Annotated in this window: 20 protein-coding genes and 4 tRNA genes; 16 read left to right on the top strand and 8 right to left on the bottom strand. The window is 70.3% G+C overall.

Annotation, left to right across the window (positions count from 1 at the left end):
* The first annotated feature begins 78 nt into the window (after positions 1-78).
* Both IH26_RS0113260 and IH26_RS0113265 read left to right on the top strand, forming a co-directional pair.
* Positions 79-1,014, top strand: a complete 936-nt coding sequence (locus tag IH26_RS0113260) for an ATP-binding cassette domain-containing protein (RefSeq protein ID WP_030436477.1) — start codon at positions 79-81, stop codon at positions 1,012-1,014.
* Complete coding sequence (locus IH26_RS0113265; RefSeq protein ID WP_030436478.1) at positions 1,011-1,778, top strand: ABC transporter permease; 768 nt, start codon at positions 1,011-1,013, stop codon at positions 1,776-1,778. Before IH26_RS0113260 ends, IH26_RS0113265 begins: the two co-directional genes overlap by 4 nt.
* On the opposite strand, the gene IH26_RS0113270 is transcribed toward IH26_RS0113265, so the two are convergent.
* From IH26_RS0113270 to htpX, 6 genes are all read right to left on the bottom strand, one after another.
* Complete coding sequence (locus IH26_RS0113270; protein ID WP_030436479.1) at positions 1,765-2,430, bottom strand: MOSC domain-containing protein; 666 nt, start codon at positions 2,428-2,430, stop codon at positions 1,765-1,767. The genes IH26_RS0113265 and IH26_RS0113270 overlap by 14 nt on opposite strands.
* Positions 2,427-3,254: a GNAT family N-acetyltransferase gene (locus tag IH26_RS0113275; protein ID WP_030436480.1), complete on the bottom strand. Its 828-nt coding sequence runs from the start codon at positions 3,252-3,254 to the stop codon at positions 2,427-2,429. Before IH26_RS0113275 ends, IH26_RS0113270 begins: the two co-directional genes overlap by 4 nt.
* 39 nt (positions 3,255-3,293) lie before the next feature.
* On the bottom strand, positions 3,294-4,313 hold the full coding sequence (locus IH26_RS0113280) for an LLM class flavin-dependent oxidoreductase (protein ID WP_051808078.1): 1,020 nt from the start codon (positions 4,311-4,313) through the stop codon (positions 3,294-3,296).
* 9 nt (positions 4,314-4,322) lie between these two features.
* The gene (locus IH26_RS0113285) at positions 4,323-4,769 is read right to left on the bottom strand and encodes a DUF1707 SHOCT-like domain-containing protein (protein WP_030436482.1); all 447 of its coding nucleotides are present in this window, start codon (positions 4,767-4,769) and stop codon (positions 4,323-4,325) included.
* 85 nt (positions 4,770-4,854) lie between these two features.
* Complete coding sequence (locus IH26_RS0113290) at positions 4,855-6,060, bottom strand: MFS transporter (protein ID WP_051808080.1); 1,206 nt, start codon at positions 6,058-6,060, stop codon at positions 4,855-4,857.
* A gap of 103 nt (positions 6,061-6,163) precedes the next feature.
* On the bottom strand, positions 6,164-7,036 hold the full coding sequence (gene htpX / locus IH26_RS0113295) for a zinc metalloprotease HtpX (protein WP_030436484.1): 873 nt from the start codon (positions 7,034-7,036) through the stop codon (positions 6,164-6,166).
* 114 nt (positions 7,037-7,150) lie between these two features.
* Here htpX and IH26_RS0113300 point away from each other — a divergent pair, with 114 nt between their 5' ends.
* Entirely contained in the window at positions 7,151-7,627 is a 477-nt protein-coding gene (locus IH26_RS0113300) for a GNAT family N-acetyltransferase (protein WP_030436485.1), read from the top strand.
* Between the two features lie 56 nt (positions 7,628-7,683).
* Here IH26_RS0113300 and IH26_RS0113305 read toward each other — a convergent pair.
* Positions 7,684-7,764, bottom strand: a tRNA-Tyr gene (locus tag IH26_RS0113305).
* Positions 7,765-7,912: 148 nt separating this feature from the next.
* On the opposite strand from IH26_RS0113305, the gene IH26_RS0113310 reads away from it, so the two are divergent.
* The 3 genes from IH26_RS0113310 (at position 7,913) to IH26_RS0113320 (ending at position 9,676) form a co-directional block, all read left to right on the top strand.
* Positions 7,913-8,407: a YajQ family cyclic di-GMP-binding protein gene (locus IH26_RS0113310; protein ID WP_030436486.1), complete on the top strand. Its 495-nt coding sequence runs from the start codon at positions 7,913-7,915 to the stop codon at positions 8,405-8,407.
* Between the two features lie 45 nt (positions 8,408-8,452).
* Positions 8,453-8,785 (top strand): hypothetical protein, encoded by a 333-nt coding sequence (locus IH26_RS0113315; RefSeq protein WP_051808082.1) that lies wholly within the window; start codon positions 8,453-8,455, stop codon positions 8,783-8,785.
* Positions 8,786-8,866: 81 nt separating this feature from the next.
* Positions 8,867-9,676, top strand: a complete 810-nt coding sequence (locus tag IH26_RS0113320) for a sulfurtransferase (protein ID WP_030436488.1) — start codon at positions 8,867-8,869, stop codon at positions 9,674-9,676.
* On the opposite strand, the gene IH26_RS0113325 is transcribed toward IH26_RS0113320, so the two are convergent.
* Complete coding sequence (locus IH26_RS0113325; protein WP_030436489.1) at positions 9,673-10,086, bottom strand: hypothetical protein; 414 nt, start codon at positions 10,084-10,086, stop codon at positions 9,673-9,675. The two genes, IH26_RS0113320 and IH26_RS0113325, sit on opposite strands and share 4 nt — an antisense overlap.
* Before the next feature lie 275 nt (positions 10,087-10,361).
* Between IH26_RS0113325 and IH26_RS59740 the strand changes: the two genes are divergently transcribed.
* The 10 genes from IH26_RS59740 to nusG all read left to right on the top strand — a co-directional run bounded on the left by IH26_RS59740 (position 10,362) and on the right by nusG (position 15,979).
* The gene (locus tag IH26_RS59740; RefSeq protein WP_157437174.1) at positions 10,362-10,508 is read left to right on the top strand and encodes a hypothetical protein; all 147 of its coding nucleotides are present in this window, start codon (positions 10,362-10,364) and stop codon (positions 10,506-10,508) included.
* A gap of 62 nt (positions 10,509-10,570) precedes the next feature.
* The gene (locus IH26_RS0113335; RefSeq protein WP_030436490.1) at positions 10,571-13,105 is read left to right on the top strand and encodes a putative bifunctional diguanylate cyclase/phosphodiesterase; all 2,535 of its coding nucleotides are present in this window, start codon (positions 10,571-10,573) and stop codon (positions 13,103-13,105) included.
* A 70-nt stretch (positions 13,106-13,175) separates the two neighbouring features.
* Positions 13,176-13,248, top strand: a tRNA-Thr gene (locus IH26_RS0113340).
* Positions 13,249-13,296: 48 nt separating this feature from the next.
* Positions 13,297-13,369: transfer RNA gene (locus IH26_RS0113345), tRNA-Met, on the top strand.
* A gap of 84 nt (positions 13,370-13,453) precedes the next feature.
* A complete protein-coding gene (rpmG, locus tag IH26_RS0113350) occupies positions 13,454-13,621 on the top strand; it encodes a 50S ribosomal protein L33 (protein ID WP_030436491.1) in 168 nt (55 codons plus the stop codon).
* A gap of 84 nt (positions 13,622-13,705) precedes the next feature.
* A complete protein-coding gene (locus IH26_RS0113355; RefSeq protein WP_030436492.1) occupies positions 13,706-14,155 on the top strand; it encodes a MaoC family dehydratase N-terminal domain-containing protein in 450 nt (149 codons plus the stop codon).
* Positions 14,156-14,158: 3 nt separating this feature from the next.
* On the top strand, positions 14,159-14,548 hold the full coding sequence (locus IH26_RS0113360; RefSeq protein WP_030436493.1) for a MaoC family dehydratase: 390 nt from the start codon (positions 14,159-14,161) through the stop codon (positions 14,546-14,548).
* Positions 14,549-14,651: 103 nt separating this feature from the next.
* Positions 14,652-14,724 (top strand) — tRNA-Trp (locus IH26_RS0113365).
* Positions 14,725-14,831: 107 nt separating this feature from the next.
* The gene (secE, locus tag IH26_RS0113370) at positions 14,832-15,209 is read left to right on the top strand and encodes a preprotein translocase subunit SecE (RefSeq protein ID WP_030436494.1); all 378 of its coding nucleotides are present in this window, start codon (positions 14,832-14,834) and stop codon (positions 15,207-15,209) included.
* A 29-nt stretch (positions 15,210-15,238) separates the two neighbouring features.
* Positions 15,239-15,979: a transcription termination/antitermination protein NusG gene (gene nusG, locus IH26_RS0113375; protein ID WP_030436495.1), complete on the top strand. Its 741-nt coding sequence runs from the start codon at positions 15,239-15,241 to the stop codon at positions 15,977-15,979.
* Positions 15,980-16,028 lie beyond the last annotated feature (49 nt).

The following is a 16,028-nucleotide window of genomic DNA, read 5'->3' on the forward strand; positions in this document are numbered from 1 at the left end:
CGCGTACGCGCTTTCGCGTAGCGCAGGTGACCGTCGCGACTGACTACAAGAAGCCGTCGCAGTCCTAGATTTCCCACCATGACCAGGAGCGGCGGCGAGAACGCGATCGAGGTCCATGGGCTGACCAAGCGCTACGGCAGGACGACCGCCGTCGAGGACGTCAGCTTCGACGCCCGGTGGGGTGCGATCACCGGCTTCCTCGGGCCGAACGGCGCCGGCAAGTCCACGACGATGCGGATGATGGTCGGCCTCGCCAGCCCGACCGCCGGCCATGCCACCGTGCTCGGCGTCGACTACCGGCGCCTGCCCGATCCCGGGCGGCAGGCCGGCGTCCTGCTGGACGCGTCCGCCCAGCACCCCGGCCGCGCCGGCCGCGAGGTGCTGCACCTGGCGGCGACGGTGCTGGGTCTACCGGACAAGCGGGTCGACGAGGTCCTCACGATGGTCGGGCTGACCCCGGCGGAGGCGAGGCGGCGTACCGGCGGCTATTCGCTGGGCATGCGGCAACGCCTCGGCATCGGGCACGCGCTGCTCGGCCAACCCCGGGTCCTCATCCTGGACGAGCCGGCCAACGGGCTGGACCCGGCCGGCATCCACTGGATGCGCGGCCTGCTGCGGGGGTTCGCCGACGAGGGCGGCAGCGTGCTGCTCTCCTCCCATCTGCTGCACGAGGTCGAGGTCCTCGCCGACGACCTGGTCGTCGTCGGCGGCGGCTCGATCGTCGCGCGAGGCCGCAAGAGCGACCTGCTGGCGACCGCCGGCACCTTCTGCCGGAGCGCCGACCTGCCCGGCTTGGCCGCGGCCCTGCGCGAGGCCGGGCTGGCCTTCACCCGCGCCCCGGGGGACAGTCTCACCGTCTCGGCGCCGCCCGGGGAGGTGGCCCGCGCCGCGATGGCGGCGGGGATCGTCCTCGAAGAATTGCGGCCCGCCGCGGCCGGCGGGCTCGAGGAGATCTTCCTGCGGCTCACCGCGGACCACGCACGCGAGGACTCGATGGAAGGAGCGCGGCGATGAGCAACTTGATCACCGGCCGTGCGGGCGTGCCCTTCGGCCGCCAACTGCGGGCCGAGCTGCGCAAGCTCATCGACACCCGGGCCGGCAGGTGGCTGCTGATCGTCATCTTCTCGGTGATGCCGGCGGTGGTGGCCGGGATGCTGATCATCGCGAGGCCGGCCACCCTCACGTACAGCCAATTCATCGACGTCACGTCGAGCCCGGAGCGGATCATCCTGCCGATCCTGGGCATTCTCACCGTGACCACGGAGTGGAGCCAGCGCACCGGCTTGCTCACCTTCACGCTGGAGCCGAACCGCCGGCGGGTCCTGCTGGCCAAGGCAACGGCGACGCTGCTGCTCGGCATCGCGGTCATCGCGGTCGGTTTCCTCTCGGCCGCGATCGGCAACCTCCTCGGAGTGGCACTGCGCGACGGCGCCGGCGACTGGACCTTCGGCGTGGGCGGCTACCGCGACATCGTGGTCGTCCTGCTGGTCGGCCTGTTGCAGGGCCTCGCGTACGGGATGCTGCTGCTCGGCAGCGCGGCCGCCATCGTCGTCTACTACGTGGTGCCGAACCTGTCGAGCCTGCTGTTCACGGCCGTCTCGGGACTCAAGGAGGCGGCTTCCTGGCTGGATCTCCAGAAGGCGCAGGCCGCTATCTACCTGCACGACGTGACCGCGAGAGAGTGGGCGCAGTACGCTACGGCGGCGCTCATCTGGGTCGTCCTGCCGGGCGTGCTGGGCTTCGTCCGCGTGCTGCGCAGCGAGATCAAATCCGGCTGATGCGGTCCTCCACCTCTTCGCGTAGGTCGTCCGGCAGCGACTCAGCCTCCAGCAGACGGGCCAGCGACCCCGGCTCCAGCATGTAGATGCCGAACGCTTCGGCGATGCTCACGCTTTTCGCCGGCCGGTAGATGACCGTGATCTCATCGCCCGCCTGTACGTGCCCGGGCGTGATCACCCGCAGGTAGGCGCCGGTACGGTTCGCCTGCGTGAACCGTTTCAGCCACTGCCGCTCCTGCATCCAGGCCTGGAACGTCGCACACGGAATGCGCCCGAACGTCGGCTGCAGCTCCAGCTCGTCCCCGATCCGCCAGATCTCCCCGATCAACGCCCCGTTCACGTCGATCCCCTCGGTGGTCAGGTTCTCCCCGAAGGCGCCGCCGGCCAGCTGCCGCCCCAGCTCCTGCTCCCACCATTCGTAGTCCTCCCGGGCGTACGCGTAGACCGCCTGGTCGTTGCCCCCGTGGTGCTTGATGTCCCCGATCGGGTCGCCGACCAGCCCGCTGTGCAGCCCGGTCGTCTTCGGCCCGGGGGCTCGCACATACACCGGGCGGTCGACCGGCCGCTTGTCGATCCCGGTCATCGCCAGCTGTTTGGCCGGGTTGGAGCGGGGGACCCCGACATTCACCTGGACGACCTTGCCATCGATCATGACGAGAACTCCATCACCACGCGGTCGAGGACCGGACGGTAGCCGATCCGCTGGTACACCCCGTTGCTGGTCGGGTTGTCCAGGTCGGTGAAGAGCACGACCTCGGCCGCGCCCTGATCGAGCGCCGCCTGACTGACCGTCGCGGTGACCGCGGCCGCGTACCCGTGCCCGCGATGGTCCCGCGGCGTGTAAACCATCTGGATGCGGACCATCCCGGCGTCGAGCCGGGAGCGGGACGCCATCGAGACCGGTACGCCGTCGACCTCCCACAGGGCGATGCCGCCGTACGCCAGCCGGTCGTCGACGACCGCGCCGTAGTCGGTCTCGCTGACGTCGTCGAGTTCCTCGTGGAACGCCGGGAACCAGCGCAGCAGCAGGTCGCGGTCGCTCGCGTCGGCCGTCCGGGCGCGGCCGCCGGGCGGGGGCGGCGGGATCAGCGTCTTGAGGCGGTAGAGCCGGACCCGCAACCCCGGGCGCGCCTTGGCGGGCCAGCCGGCGACGAACTCCTCGGCGTCGGCGACCATCATGTTCACCCCCGGCAACGGCCGGCCGGCGACGGCGTCGAGCGCGGCGGCCACGGCTCCGGCGGGGAGACGGGAGAACATCATCGGGTACGGCGGGGTCTGCAGCAGGACGCCGTCGGTGGCGCCGCCACCCGGCCGCCAACTGCCGAAGATCGGGGCTTCCGGCCCGTACGCCCGCAAGCCTCGCCGGCGCAAGGTATCGACCAGCGTGAGAAAGACGGTGTGCTCGACGGGTCTTGATCTCAGGAAGTCACCCGCCGTGGCGGCGAACGCGTCGACGTCCTCGGTCAGCTCCCACATGCCACCATCCTTCCCGCCGGCGTGACGAGAAGCACCCGATTAAAGGCCCCACGCCTTCGCGACCCGGACCAGCGTGTCCTGCCGCGTCGCCGGGTCGTGGACCGTGCCGGCCAGGATCAGCTCGTCCGCCCCGGTCCGCGCGACCAGGTCGGCCAGCCCCTCGGCCACGTCCTCGCCGGTCCCCGCGAACTGGGTGCCGGGCAGCGTGTCGAGCATCGCGCGATCGAGGTCGGTCAGCTCCACCGCCGCGGCCGCCTCCGGCGAGACGATCGGCCCCAGCCGCCCGGTGCGCAGGCTCAACGCCATGACCCGGCTGGGGCCGGCCAGGAACCGCGCCTCCTCGGCGGTCTCCGCGGCGATCACCGACGCGCTGACCATGACGTGCGGCTCGGACAGCCGCGGCGACGGCTTGAACCCGCTCCGGTAGAGGTGCAGCGCCGAGTCCACATCGGAGCTGATCGCGAAGTGGTACGCGTAGCAGAACGGCAGTCCGAGCGCCGCGGCCACCTGCGCCCCGTAGGTCGAGGACCCCAGCATCCAGATCTCCGGGTACGTGGCAGCGGCCGGCGTCGCCCGCAGCCGCGCGGCCTCCCCGGCGTCGATCCGCTCGTCGCCGAGCAGCGCCAGCAACGTCTGCAGGTGCTCGGGGAACCGCTCGACCGTCAGGTACGGCGAGACGCCGCGCAACGCCGCCGCGGTCGCCTGATCGGTGCCCGGCGCCCGGCCGATGCCCAGATCGATCCGTCCCGGGTGCAGCGCCTCCAGGACCGCGAACTGCTCGGCCACCACGAACGGCATGTGATTGGGCAGCATCACGCCGCCCGAGCCGACGTGGATGCGCCGGGTCTGCGCCGCCACCGCGGCGATCAGCACCGGCGGCGCGGTCGACGCCACCGCCGGCATGTTGTGGTGCTCGGCCAGCCAGAAGCGGGCATAGCCCAGGTCGTCGGCGGTCTTGGCGATTTCGATGGTGCCGCGCAGCGCGTCGGCGCTGGTGTGTCCCTCGCGAACCGTGGCCAGGTCGAGCACGGAGAGCGGAACACGGGTGGAGCTCGTCACCTGGTTAACCTAGCGCGACCGCTGCTGATGGCGGATCGCTTGCACCCCCACGGTGACCGCCCCCAGCGCCGCGCCCGGCACCAGCATCCAGACCGGCCACGGGTAGAGCGAGCCGGAGACGGTCGCCGCGACCAGCCCGAACACCACCAGGTTGACCACCGTGAGCGCGGCCCAGATGGTCCACAGCACGAGCAGCGCGGTCGGCAGCCGGCGGCCCTTGCGGCGCTCCTCGGCCTGGCGGCGCGCGGCGATCTCGGCGGCGCTCACCCCGGGCTTGGGCAGGTCGGTGAGCAGGACCAGCAATTCCTGGTACGTCTTCGCCGCGTACGCCTCGCCGACCCGCTCGTCGTACTCCTGCAGGGTGAGCCGCCCCTCGTCGAGAGCGGCCTTGAGCTGCTCGGCCACCTTCTCCCGATCCGAGTCGGCGGCGCGGAGCCGCTCGACATCGTTCCCCATCGGACACTCCCTCGCGCCGCCGCCCGTCGACCGGGCCAGGCTAACCGAGCGGAACCGGCGCGCGGCAGGGGGAAAACCCGGAAATCTACGCGGCCTCGGCGGCGATCGCCGCGCGGAGCCGGTCCTCGGCCCGCCGGTCGGCCCGGGCGATCGATCCGCGCGGCACCGCGGCCACCAGCGCCGCGATCACCAGCACGCTGCCCGCGAACACGAACGACCAGGGCAACCCGCCCGGCTGGTCGACGATCGCGCCGGCCACCGCCCCGCCCGCGGCGCTGCCGCCGACCGAGACGGTGACCATCCAGGTGTACGCCTCGTTCAGCATCGCCGTCGGGGCCAACCGCCCGACCAGCGTGTTCTCCACGGTCAGCGCGGGCGCGATGGTCGCACCGCCGAGCACCAGCGCCATCCCCAGCCAGAGCGGGCTCGGCATGACGGTCAGCACCAGGAAGCTCACCGCGACCGCGCCGAGCAGCCAGGCGAACTGCCTCGGCAGCGGCATCGCCGGCCGCCGGGTGCCGAACCAGATCCCGCCGATCGCGCTGCCCACGCCCCACACGCCCAGCAGCATGCCGCCCAGGCCGTCGCCGCCGCCGTGCTGGTTCGCGTACGCCGGGACGATCACCCCGGCCGCGCCGAACGCCATGCCCAGCGCCACCACGCAGATCAGCAACGCCGGGAACCCGCGCGACCTGAGCGGCCCCAGCCCCTTGGCCGAACTCTTCACAGCGTGCCACTGCCGCATCACCGGCAGCCGGGCGATCCAAGCGGTGCCCACGAAGGTGGCCGCCGCCGCGCCGACCAGCGCCGTCGCCGGCCGGTGGGTGACCACGACCAGCGCCGAGACCAGCATCGGCCCGAGCACGAAGACCAGCTCGAACAGCGAGGTCTCGGCGGCCAGCGCGGCCCCGCGCAGGTGATGGTTCCCGCCGCCGACCTCGGTCATGTCGGTCCAGCCGCGCCGGATCGCCGCGGTGAGCGGGGGATAGGTGGCGCCGGCCAACGCCGCGGTCACCAGGAAGTCGCGGCTGTCGACCACCAGCGCGATCAGCGCGAGCGGGTGCAGCACGGCGGTGAGCAGCAGGATCGGTGCCGGCCCCATCCGGTCGGCCAGCCGGCCCGCGATCGGGCTCACCGCCGCGCCGGCCAGCGCGTAGAGGCCGACGGCCAGGCCGGCCGAGGAGTAGCGGCCGGTGGTCTGCTGGACGAGAAGCAGGAGTGCCAGCGGGGTCATCCCGATGCCGAGCCGGGCCAGGATGCCCACCGCCAGCAGGGTTCGCCCGCCGGGCATGCGCCAAACGTCAACGTACTGGCGCACTGCGGAACTCCTTCGACGTGTAACGACCCCTACCGGGGACCGACCCTAACGTCGAAGGGTCCGCAGCCGCGAGTGATTACCGATACAGCTGGATGGCGCCGGCCTGCTCGCGCAGCCGGGCGATCCGCTGCTCCATCGGCGGGTGGGTGGAGAACAGCGCCGAGATGCCGCCGCTGCGGAACGGGTTGGCGATCATCAGGTGGGCGGCGCTGGTCAGCTGCCCCTCGGCCGGCAACGGCAGCCGCCGCGCGCCGTACTGGATCTTCTCCAGCGCGCTGGCCAGGGCCAGCGGGTCGCGGGTGAGCTCGGCGCCGGACGCGTCCGCCTGGAACTCCCGGTTCCGGCTGATCGCCAGCTGGATGATCGAAGCGGCCAGCGGCCCGAGAATCAGCATCGCCAGCAGCGCCGCCGGGTTCGGCCGGTCGTCGTCGTCCGAGCCGCCCAGCGGCAGGAAGATCGCCAGCTGCGCGAGCATCGTGACGATCCCGGCCAGCGCCGCGGCCACGCTCGAGATCAGGATGTCCCGGTTGTAGACGTGCGACAGCTCGTGCCCGATCACCGCGCGCAGCTCACGCCGGTCGAGCAGCTGGGTGATGCCCACGGTGACGGCCACCGCGGCGTGCTCCGGGTTCCGCCCGGTCGCGAACGCGTTCGGCTGGTTCGACGGCGACACGTACAGCCGCGGCATCGGCTGCCCCGCGGTCTGCGACAGCTCCCGCACCATCTGGTAAAGCGCGGGGAACTCGGCCTCGCTGACCGGTTGCGCCCGCATCGCCCGCAGCGCGAGCTTGTCCGAGTAGAAGTAGCTGAACGCGTTCATCCCCAGCGAGATGACCACCGCGATCACCAGTCCGGCGCTACCACCGAGCCAATACCCGGCCGCGAGAATCAACGCGGTCAGCAGACCCAGCAGGGCGGCGGTCTTGAGGCCGTTGTGATGGCTGGACAATGCGACTCCTCAGTCTGCGGTCCCTTCGGACCCGCACCCTGCAAAACGCCCCTGACCGGCCGTTTCATCCGCCTGGGGCTGTGAGTTCGCTGAACAGCCGCTACCGTCCCCGCCATGCCCGTGATCGCCCTGCGCCCCCTCGTGGACACCGACGCCGACGCCCTCTTCCGCATGATGCAGGACCCCGAGTCGGTCCGCATGGCCGCCTTCACCCCCGAGGACCCCACCGACCGGGCCCGCTTCGACACCTACCTGACCCGCATCCGCACCGACCCGACCATCACCAGCCGGGCGATCACCTACGACGGCGCCGTGGCGGGGAACATCGGCGCCTTCCGGATGGAGGGCGACCTCGACGTCGCCTACTGGATCGACCGCCCGCTGTGGGGCCGAGGCATCGCCAGCCAGGCGCTCGAGCTGTTCCTGCGCATCGTGACCGAGCGCCCCCTGCACGCCCGAGCCGCCAGCGACAACCTGGGCTCACTGCGGGTCTTGCGCAAAGCGGGCTTCCAACCCCAAGCCACCGAGATTTCGTACGCGTCGGCACGCGGCACCGAGATCGAGGAGACGATCCTGCGGCTGGACGCCTGACGAAGAAGGCCCCTCTCCGCCGGTGTCAGCAGATGAGGGGCCTTGCCGTCCCAGGGTGGCGGGTGAAGGATTCGAACCTTCGTAGCTTTCGCGACGGATTTACAGTCCGCTCCCATTGGCCGCTCGGGCAACCCGCCTGGGAACGCTCCTGTGCCTTCGCACAGCAGCGGACAACAGGATAGCCGTACCGCCGCCCCCGATTGCAACCGGGTACGGTCGGCATGGGGCGGTCCGCGTCCGGCCCTCCGCATACATCGACGTACGCCAGCCCGCAGGAGTCTGATCATGGCAGCCAGCCCGTCCTTCGACATCGTCAGCAAGGTCGACAGGCAGGAGGTCGACAACGCGTTCCACCAGGCGGAGAAGGAGCTCGGCACCCGGTTCGACTTCCGGGGTACCGGCACCGGCATCGCCAAGTCGGGGGAGGAGGGCGTGACCATCACCTCCGAGACCGAGGAGCGCGCGATCGCCGCCCTCGACGTCTTCAAGGAGAAACTGGTCAAGCGGAACATCTCGCTCAAGTCGCTGGAGGCCGGCGAGCCGCGGCAGTCCGGCAAGACGTACAAGATCGACTGCAAGGTGGTCGAGGGGATCGAGACCGACAAGGCCAAGGCGATCAGCAAGAAGATCCGCGACGAGGGCCCGAAGGGCGTGCAGGCCCAGATCCAGGGCGACCAGTTGCGGGTCACCGGCAAGAAGAAGGACGACCTGCAGGCCGTGATCGCCCTGCTCAAGGCCGAGGACTTCGGCGTCGCCCTGCAGTTCACGAATTACCGCTGACCGATTTGCCGCCGCCGGGGGCGACCCCGGCGGCAGACTGAGGCCATGAGCGCCAGTACGTGGACCATGGTGGTCGGCGGGGTGGCCGGGATGGTCCTGGCCGCGTTCGGGGCCGGCATGCTGGTCACCGGGCGCGCGCCGGACGCGACCACGCGCGCGTTCCGTACCGTGCGCGACGCCGGCTGCTATCACCTGCTGTTCGGCGTGGGCCTCGCGCTGATCGTGTTCGGCACGGCGTGGGGCGGCGGGCTGGTGACGCTGCTCACCACGGTGGTGGCGATCGCCCTGGTGGCGGTGGCGGTGGTCCGTTTCCGCCCGCGTGGGCACCGCGACCGTTTCGCCGGGAACGGGCGCCACGGCGGCAGGGGAAACGGCTAAAAGCGATCAAAACCACGATTGCGTACGCCGAGGAAAAGCACCACCCTCCTCAGTAAGAACGGTGAACAACGAGGAGCGGCAGTGATCGATCCGGTGGTCGGCCCCGACTTCGTCCGCGCGCATCCCGAGCGGGTGCTGCTCGCCGACGTCCGCTACTACCTCGACGGCCGGTCCGGCCGCGCCGCCTACGAGGGTGGCCACCTGCCGGGCGCGATCTTCGTGGATGTCGACACCGATCTGGCCGCGCACGCCGGCCCGGCCGAGGGCCGGCACCCGCTCCCGACCCCCGAGGCGTTCGCCGAGCGGATGGCGGCTCTCGGCCTGAGCGACGACACCATCGTGATCGCGTACGACGATGCCGGCGGCGTGATGGCCGCGCGCCTGGTCTGGATGCTCCGCGCCACCGGCCACGACGCCGCGCTCCTGGACGGCGGGCTCCACGCGTACGCGGAAAAGCTGGAAACCACGACGCCGCCGCGCGCTCCCGGGGTTTTCGAGGCGAGGCCCTGGCCGAGCGAGCGGCTCGCCGACATCGAGGACGCCACCCGCGCCGAGTTCGTGGTGCTCGACGCGCGGCAGCCGGAGCGGTTCCGCGGCGAGACCGAGCCGATCGATCCGCGGGCCGGCCACATCCCGGGCGCCCGCAGCCTGCCCACCCGGGAGAACGTGGACGCCACCGGCCTCTTCCTGCCTCCCGCCGAGCTGCGCGACCGGTTCCTCGCGGCCGGCGTCACCGACGGCGCGACGGTCGTCTCGTATTGCGGGTCGGGCGTGACCGCCTGCCACAACCTGCTGGCCCTCGAGCGGGCCGGCTTCGCGCCCGGAAAGCTCTACCCCGGCTCCTGGTCGCAGTACAGCGCCACCGACCGGCCGGCCGCGACCGGAGCCTAGGAGTCCGCCTCGCCGGCCAGGTCGCGTGCCTCCGCGACCGCGTCGGGGGCGAGTCCTTCGTAGCCGGTGCGGTCGTGCTGGCGGGCCTGCTCCTCGATCCAGCGGGTGTGCGCCTCCCAGGCCGCCTGCTTGCTGCTGCCCAGGGCCGTCCCGATCTGGGTCCACGATGCCCCGGCGCCGCGGGCCGCCCGTACCATCGCCTGCCGGCCGTACCCGGCCTTGCGGATCACCACCTCGCTGAGCGCGAGCATCTCGAGCGCCTCGTCGCGGCTGAGCGCCGGAGCAACGTCGTCGCCGGGTGTCCCACCGGCCACCGCGGCGAGCGCATCCCGCATCCGCAGCTCGTCGTACCGCGTCGTGGCGGTCGACAGCGTGTGCTCTCGCTCCAGTTCGTCCGGTGAGGCAGTCATCGGGAAAGCCTGCCCGTCAGGCCGACTTGACGTCAAGTGATCTTGACGGACACGAGGTGAATAGCATTCTTTTTTGCCGTTAAATCCGACCGAAAGCCATCAATCTTTCGGTCCCAGCTCCCCCGTGAACCTCAGCCGTTCGGTCAGGATTTCGGTATGTGCGGCCTCGACCCGCCGCTGGACACTCCCTGTCGCACAACGGGTGTGGCACCATCATGTGACCCACCACAGGTTGCGTAACACCGTGTTCGCGTTCGAGGTCACAGGAGTCAGGCATGTTCGCAAAGAAGCTGGGCCGCGTCGCGCGTCTAGTTCTCGTGCTTGCCGTTGTCTTCGGCGGCGTCGGCGTTGCTACCGGGGGCGCCGATCAGGCCCACTCTGCCGCGACTGAGTTCGCCGCTCTCATCGTGGACTGGGACTGAGCCTCCCGCTGGGCCGAGCGACCCGGGTGTGGGCCGACGGCCTCGACTGACAAGGGAGTGTTATGGCCAGGCGTCCGCGGGGCCGTCAGCATTCCGCGCAGTACGCATGGCTGATCACGGGCCCCTTGGCGCTGTTCGCCGCGGCCTGCTTCGCCTGGTTCTGGGCCGAGCGCCCGGACTGGTATGACTCCTGGCCGGCCGGCCTCGTCGCGCTCGCCGGGATCTCCCTGGTCTACGTCGGCGTCTTCAACGTCGTCATCCGCCGCAGCACGTACAGCATCATCCTGACCGAGGTCCCGCTCGTTCTGGTGTTGTACTTCCTGCCACCGCCGATGGTCATTCTCGTAGTCGGCGGCGCCTCGCTCGGCACTCAGTTGCTGCGTTCCGCAGTGATCACGCCGGTCAAGATGTGGTTCAACGTCGCCAAGGTGTCGGCGACGATCGCGGCCGCGCTCCTGGTGATCGCCGCGCTGCCGGACATCAAGGGCGCGGGCCCGGCGACGTGGGGCGTGATCGCCACGGCCCTGCTGATCAACACGGTGCTCGACTTCTTCTGCCTGGCCGGCGTGATGGCCGCCGTCCAGGGTGTCCGGGCCGGTCAGGACGCGTTGCGCGGGATAGGCCCGGCGCTGGCCATCGCGAGCGTCAACATCGTGATCGGGCTCGTCTTCCTGGTCGCCATGGTCGCTACCCCGTGGGCGGCGCTTCTGCTGCTCGTCCTGGTCGCCGCGCTGGTCCTGATGCTCCGGTCGTTCGCCGAGTTCTTCCGGCAGCACCGCACCCTCAGCGACGTCTACGAGCTCACCAAGGCGGTCCGCGAGGAGGGCGCCGACACCGGCCTCCCGGATGTGCTGCTCGGCCGGGTCCGAGCGCTGATGCGGGCCGAGTACGCGACGCTGTGGCTGGCCCCGCAGGGCCGGCATCCCGAAATGCTGCTGACGGCTCGAGTGGAGAACAAAGGCCTGCTCGACCTGTCGCTGACGCCGCCCGCGATTCGCGACCGGGCGATCGCCGAGGGGCAGACCATCGCGGTCGGGCCGAGCTTCAAGGAGACTCAGGACCTTCGTCACGAGCTCCGGGCCTTCAAGATCAAAGACGTGGTGATCGTGCCGCTGCGATCGGGACAGACCACGATCGGCAGCCTCGAGGTGATCAACCGGATCGGCGACACCCGCGTCTTCCGCGGGCCCGACGCGCAGGTGCTCGAGACGATCGCGGCGCACGCGGCCGCGGCCGTCGAGAATTCCCGGCTGGTCGAGCGGCTGCGGCACGACGCGTACCACGACCGGCTCACCGGCATGCCCAACCGCCGGCGGATCACCGACGCGCTCGCCGAGGCGGTCAAGGTGCGTGCCGAGTCCGAGGTGGTCGCCACCCTGCTGTTCGACGTCGACGGGCAGCGCGACGTGAACGAGTCGATGGGTCACGCCGCCGGCGACAAGCTGCTCGCCGAGGTGGCCGAGCGGCTGCGCGCGATCGCCGGCCCGGGCGCCCTGGTCGGCCGGATCGGCGGCGACGAGTTCGTGGTGACCCAGCGGGCCGAGAGCGTCGACGCGACCGTCCGGCTCGCCACCGAGATGCGCGAGCAGCTGCGCGGGCCGATGACGGTCGGCAGCCTCACGCTGGATGTGGACACGGCCGTCGGGGTGTCCGTCTACCCGGATCACGGCGCCGACCCCGAGACGCTGATCCAGCGGGCCGAGCTCGCCGCGAACGCCGCCAAGGTCCTCCCGTACGGCGTCCAGCTGTTCCACCCCGCCCTTGAGTCCCGCGCGGTACGCCGGCTCGGGATAGCCGCCGATCTCCGCAAGGCCCTCGACCGGGACGAGCTGGATGTCTACTTCCAGCCCAAGGTCACGCTGGCCGATCGGCACCTGGTCGGCGTCGAGTGCCTGGCCCGCTGGACGCACGCCGCGCACGGCGAGGTCGCCCCGGAGGACTTCGTGGCGGTCGCCGAGCACACCGGCCAGCTCGCCCGGCTCACCGAACGGGTGCTCACCGAGGGCCTGCGCCGCTGCCGGGAGTGGGCCGAGGCCGATCGCCCGCTCTCCATCGCGGTCAACCTGTCGGTCCGCACCCTGCTGGACTCCCGCTTCCCCGACATGGTGGCGGAGCAGCTGGAGCGGTACGGCGTGGCCCCGGCCCAGGTCACCTTCGAGATCTCCGAGCCGGGCATGCTCGGCGACATCGAGCGGGTGCTGCCGACCCTCTACCGGCTGCGTGATCTCGGCGTCCGGCTCAGCGTCGACGACTTCGGCACGGGCGCGTCCTCGCTGTCGTACCTGCGGCAGTGGCCGGTGCACGAGGTCAAGATCGACGACAGCTTCGTGCAGGGCATGGCGACCGATTCGGGCGACCTGGCGATCGTACGGGCGGTGGTCAGCCTGTCCCGTGAATTCGGTCTCACCGTGGTCGCCGAGGGGGTCGAGAGCGAGCTGACCCTCGACCTGCTGGAGGAGATGGGCTGCGAGATCGGCCAGGGTTATCTGTTCAGCCGCCCGCTGCCGTACGAGCGGCTGGAGGCCTGGTTCAGCGCCCAGACCGAGCCCGAGTCGACCCCGACGGGCGAGGTCCGGCGGCTGCGCGCGGTGATCTGACCCCGATTTCACCCGGGAACCCGGGCCGTGTATTGTCTTCTCTGCGCAGCAAGCGAAAGCGCGTGCGCAAGCCCCCTTAGCTCAGTCGGCAGAGCGTCTCCATGGTAAGGAGAAGGTCTACGGTTCGATTCCGTAAGGGGGCTCTACCGGGTTCTTTCCCCGCCGCCGGCGCTGGATCTTGAGCCTGGCTCGGCGGTGTAGCTCAGTTGGCAGAGCAAGCGGCTCATAATCGCTGTGTCGCCGGTTCAAGTCCGGCCACCGCTACTAGCAGTCTTTTGCAGATCGGCGTGTCGAGCGTCTACGCTTGCATGTCGTTGAACTAACCCGTGAGCAGGAAGGCACCTTGCCGTGGCCAAGGCGACCGACGTCCGTCCGAAGATCACCCTGGCGTGTACGGAGTGCAAGGAGCGGAACTACATCACCCGGAAGAACCGGCGTAACGACCCCGACCGCATCGAGCTGAAGAAGTTCTGCCCCCGGGACGGCCGGCACACCGTGCACCGCGAGACGCGCTGACCCAGCACGCACCGATCTGGCACGCACTGGGCACCACCCACCTGCTGCGCCGTCCGAAAGGGCGGCGCAGAGTAGTTTGTGGGCATGCCCCTGGACCAGTCCTACGTCGGACGTTCGTATCCGCCCACCGAGCCCTACCAGGTCGGTCGCGAGAAGATCCGCGAGTTCGCCCGCGCGATCGGCGCCGCCGACCCGGAGTACCTCGACCCCGAGGCGGCCCGCGCTCTTGGGTACGCCGACGTCGTCGCCCCGCCGACCTTCCCGATCATCTTCACGATGGCCTCGAGCCACCGGCAGATCGTCGAGGACCCGGAGCTCGGCATCGACTACAGCCGGGTGGTGCACGGCGACCAGAGGTTCGCGTACCGCCGGCCGATCGTCGCCGGCGACGCCCTGGTCTGCGTCAACACCGTCGAGGAGATCACCAGCCGGGGCGGGCACGACTTCCTGACCACCCGCAGCGACGTGTCGACCGACGCCGGCGAGCCGGTGGTCACCGTCTGGGCCAAGCTCGTGCAGCGCGGGGAGGAGTAGCAGATGACCTTCGAGCCGCAGACCTTCCGAGTCACCCGGGCCGACCTGGTCCGCTACGCCGGCGCCTCCGGCGACTTCAACCCGATCCACTGGAGCGAGCGCTTCGCCAACTCGGTGGGCCTGCCCGGGGTGATCGCCCACGGCATGTTCACGATGGCCCTGGTGGGCCGCGCGGTGACCGCCTGGGCCGGCGCGGCGGACGCGGTCGTCGAGTTCAGCGTGCGCTTCTCCCGGCCGGTCCCGGTGCCGGACACCGACGAGGGCACCGAGGTCGTCGTCTCCGCCACCGTGAAGGGCGAGACCGAGGAGGGGCACACTCGGCTGGCGCTCACCGCGACGTGTCAGGGGGAGAAAGTTCTCTCCATGGCACAAGCCGTCGTACGGAAACGGTAGGGCGGGTTGGGCTAACGGGCGCTGTACCCGTACACTGGTCCGCCGTGGGGCAGTGACCCCCTGGACGCGCATGCCGCGATCCGGGGGCGGAGCCGTTCCGCACAGGGGTGTAGCTCAATTGGCAGAGCAGCGGTCTCCAAAACCGCAGGCTGCAGGTTCAAGTCCTGTCACCCCTGCGCAACTCTCCCCGACGTGCCCGCCCGGGACTGCGGTCCGCACGACCCCCGCCCCGGAAACGGGCGCCGACGGGGGACCACCACCACGATGACGGAAGTAGGGCGCCATGGCCGAGAGGAATCGACCCGGTGACGCCGGCGACCCGGCCGACGACGAGGTGTTTGACGACGCCGTCGACGACGCGGAGTCCGAGGACGATGTCGAGGACACCCCGGTCAGCCGTGGCGGCACCGCCGTCGCCGAGCGCACCAAGGGCGAGCCCAAGAAGAAGAAGGAAGCCCGTCGCACCGGCTTCTTCGGCCGCATCGGTGGTTTCTTCCGTGAGGTGGTCAGCGAGCTGCGTAAGGTCATCTGGCCGACGCGCAAGGAGCTGCTGACCTACACGACCATCGTGATCGTGTTCGTGACGATCATGACCACGATCGTGGGCTTCCTCGACTACGGGTTCGGCAAGGCCATCTTTTGGGCCTTCGGCGGTAAGTGATCAGAAGACTTAGTTGGAAGTGAGCGAGCGTGCCTGAGTACGACGACGAGACCGCGCAGTCCGCCGACGAGCTCTCGTCGGTGGCCACGGCGGACACCGACGAGTCGGTCGAGGCCGCGCCCAACGAGGACGAGGTGGCCGAGGCCGCCGTCGTCGTCGCCGCCGAGGATGACGACGACTTCGACCCGGTGCAGGAGCTGCGGCAGAAGCTGCGCTACGCGCCCGGTGAGTGGTACGTGGTGCACTCCTACGCCGGCTACGAGAACAAGGTCAAGACCAACCTCGAGACCCGGATCACGAGCCTCGACATGGAGGACTTCATCTTCCAGGTCGAGGTGCCGACCCGCGAAGAGGTCGAGGTCAAGAACGGCAAGCGCCAGCAGGTCAACAACAAGGTCTTCCCGGGCTACATCCTGGTCCGGATGGATCTGACCCCCGAGTCGTACTCCTGCGTCCGGAACACGCCGGGCGTCACCGGCTTCGTGGGCGCCACCGACCGGGTCGACCGGCCGGCCCCCCTCTCGCTGGACGAGGTGCTCAAGTGGCTCGCCCCGGCCGTCGAGCAGGAGGAGAAGAAGGCCAAGCCCGAGATCAAGGTCCTCGACTTCGAGGTGGGCGACTCGGTCACGGTCACCGACGGCGCGTTCGCCTCGCTGCCGGCCTCGATCAGTGAAATTAATGCCGACCAGCAGAAGTTGAAGGTTCTGGTCTCCATCTTCGGGCGCGAGACGCCGGTGGAGCTCAACTTCAACCAGGTCACCAAGATCTAGCTTTCGTTGGAAAGCGAGTGGGAGGGGCACCGTGCCCCGCCATCAACCA

Source organism: Actinoplanes subtropicus (assembly GCF_000721705.1).
Classification (GTDB): domain Bacteria; phylum Actinomycetota; class Actinomycetes; order Mycobacteriales; family Micromonosporaceae; genus Actinoplanes; species Actinoplanes subtropicus.

What these genes read in the sequence shown, in the direction of transcription:
- IH26_RS0113260 (WP_030436477.1), top strand. Translation starts at nt 79, where the DNA reads ATGACCAGGAGCGGCGGCGAGAACGCGATCGAGGTCCATGGGCTGACC.
- IH26_RS0113265 (WP_030436478.1), top strand. Translation starts at nt 1,011, where the DNA reads ATGAGCAACTTGATCACCGGCCGTGCGGGCGTGCCCTTCGGCCGCCAA.
- IH26_RS0113270 (WP_030436479.1), bottom strand. Translation starts at nt 2,430, where the DNA reads ATGATCGATGGCAAGGTCGTCCAGGTGAATGTCGGGGTCCCCCGCTCC.
- IH26_RS0113275 (WP_030436480.1), bottom strand. Translation starts at nt 3,254, where the DNA reads ATGTGGGAGCTGACCGAGGACGTCGACGCGTTCGCCGCCACGGCGGGT.
- IH26_RS0113285 (WP_030436482.1), bottom strand. Translation starts at nt 4,769, where the DNA reads ATGGGGAACGATGTCGAGCGGCTCCGCGCCGCCGACTCGGATCGGGAG.
- IH26_RS0113290 (WP_051808080.1), bottom strand. Translation starts at nt 6,060, where the DNA reads ATGCCCGGCGGGCGAACCCTGCTGGCGGTGGGCATCCTGGCCCGGCTC.
- IH26_RS0113300 (WP_030436485.1), top strand. Translation starts at nt 7,151, where the DNA reads ATGCCCGTGATCGCCCTGCGCCCCCTCGTGGACACCGACGCCGACGCC.
- IH26_RS0113310 (WP_030436486.1), top strand. Translation starts at nt 7,913, where the DNA reads ATGGCAGCCAGCCCGTCCTTCGACATCGTCAGCAAGGTCGACAGGCAG.
- IH26_RS0113315 (WP_051808082.1), top strand. Translation starts at nt 8,453, where the DNA reads ATGAGCGCCAGTACGTGGACCATGGTGGTCGGCGGGGTGGCCGGGATG.
- IH26_RS0113325 (WP_030436489.1), bottom strand. Translation starts at nt 10,086, where the DNA reads ATGACTGCCTCACCGGACGAACTGGAGCGAGAGCACACGCTGTCGACC.
- IH26_RS59740 (WP_157437174.1), top strand. Translation starts at nt 10,362, where the DNA reads ATGTTCGCAAAGAAGCTGGGCCGCGTCGCGCGTCTAGTTCTCGTGCTT.
- IH26_RS0113335 (WP_030436490.1), top strand. Translation starts at nt 10,571, where the DNA reads ATGGCCAGGCGTCCGCGGGGCCGTCAGCATTCCGCGCAGTACGCATGG.
- IH26_RS0113355 (WP_030436492.1), top strand. Translation starts at nt 13,706, where the DNA reads ATGCCCCTGGACCAGTCCTACGTCGGACGTTCGTATCCGCCCACCGAG.
- IH26_RS0113360 (WP_030436493.1), top strand. Translation starts at nt 14,159, where the DNA reads ATGACCTTCGAGCCGCAGACCTTCCGAGTCACCCGGGCCGACCTGGTC.
- secE (WP_030436494.1), top strand. Translation starts at nt 14,832, where the DNA reads ATGGCCGAGAGGAATCGACCCGGTGACGCCGGCGACCCGGCCGACGAC.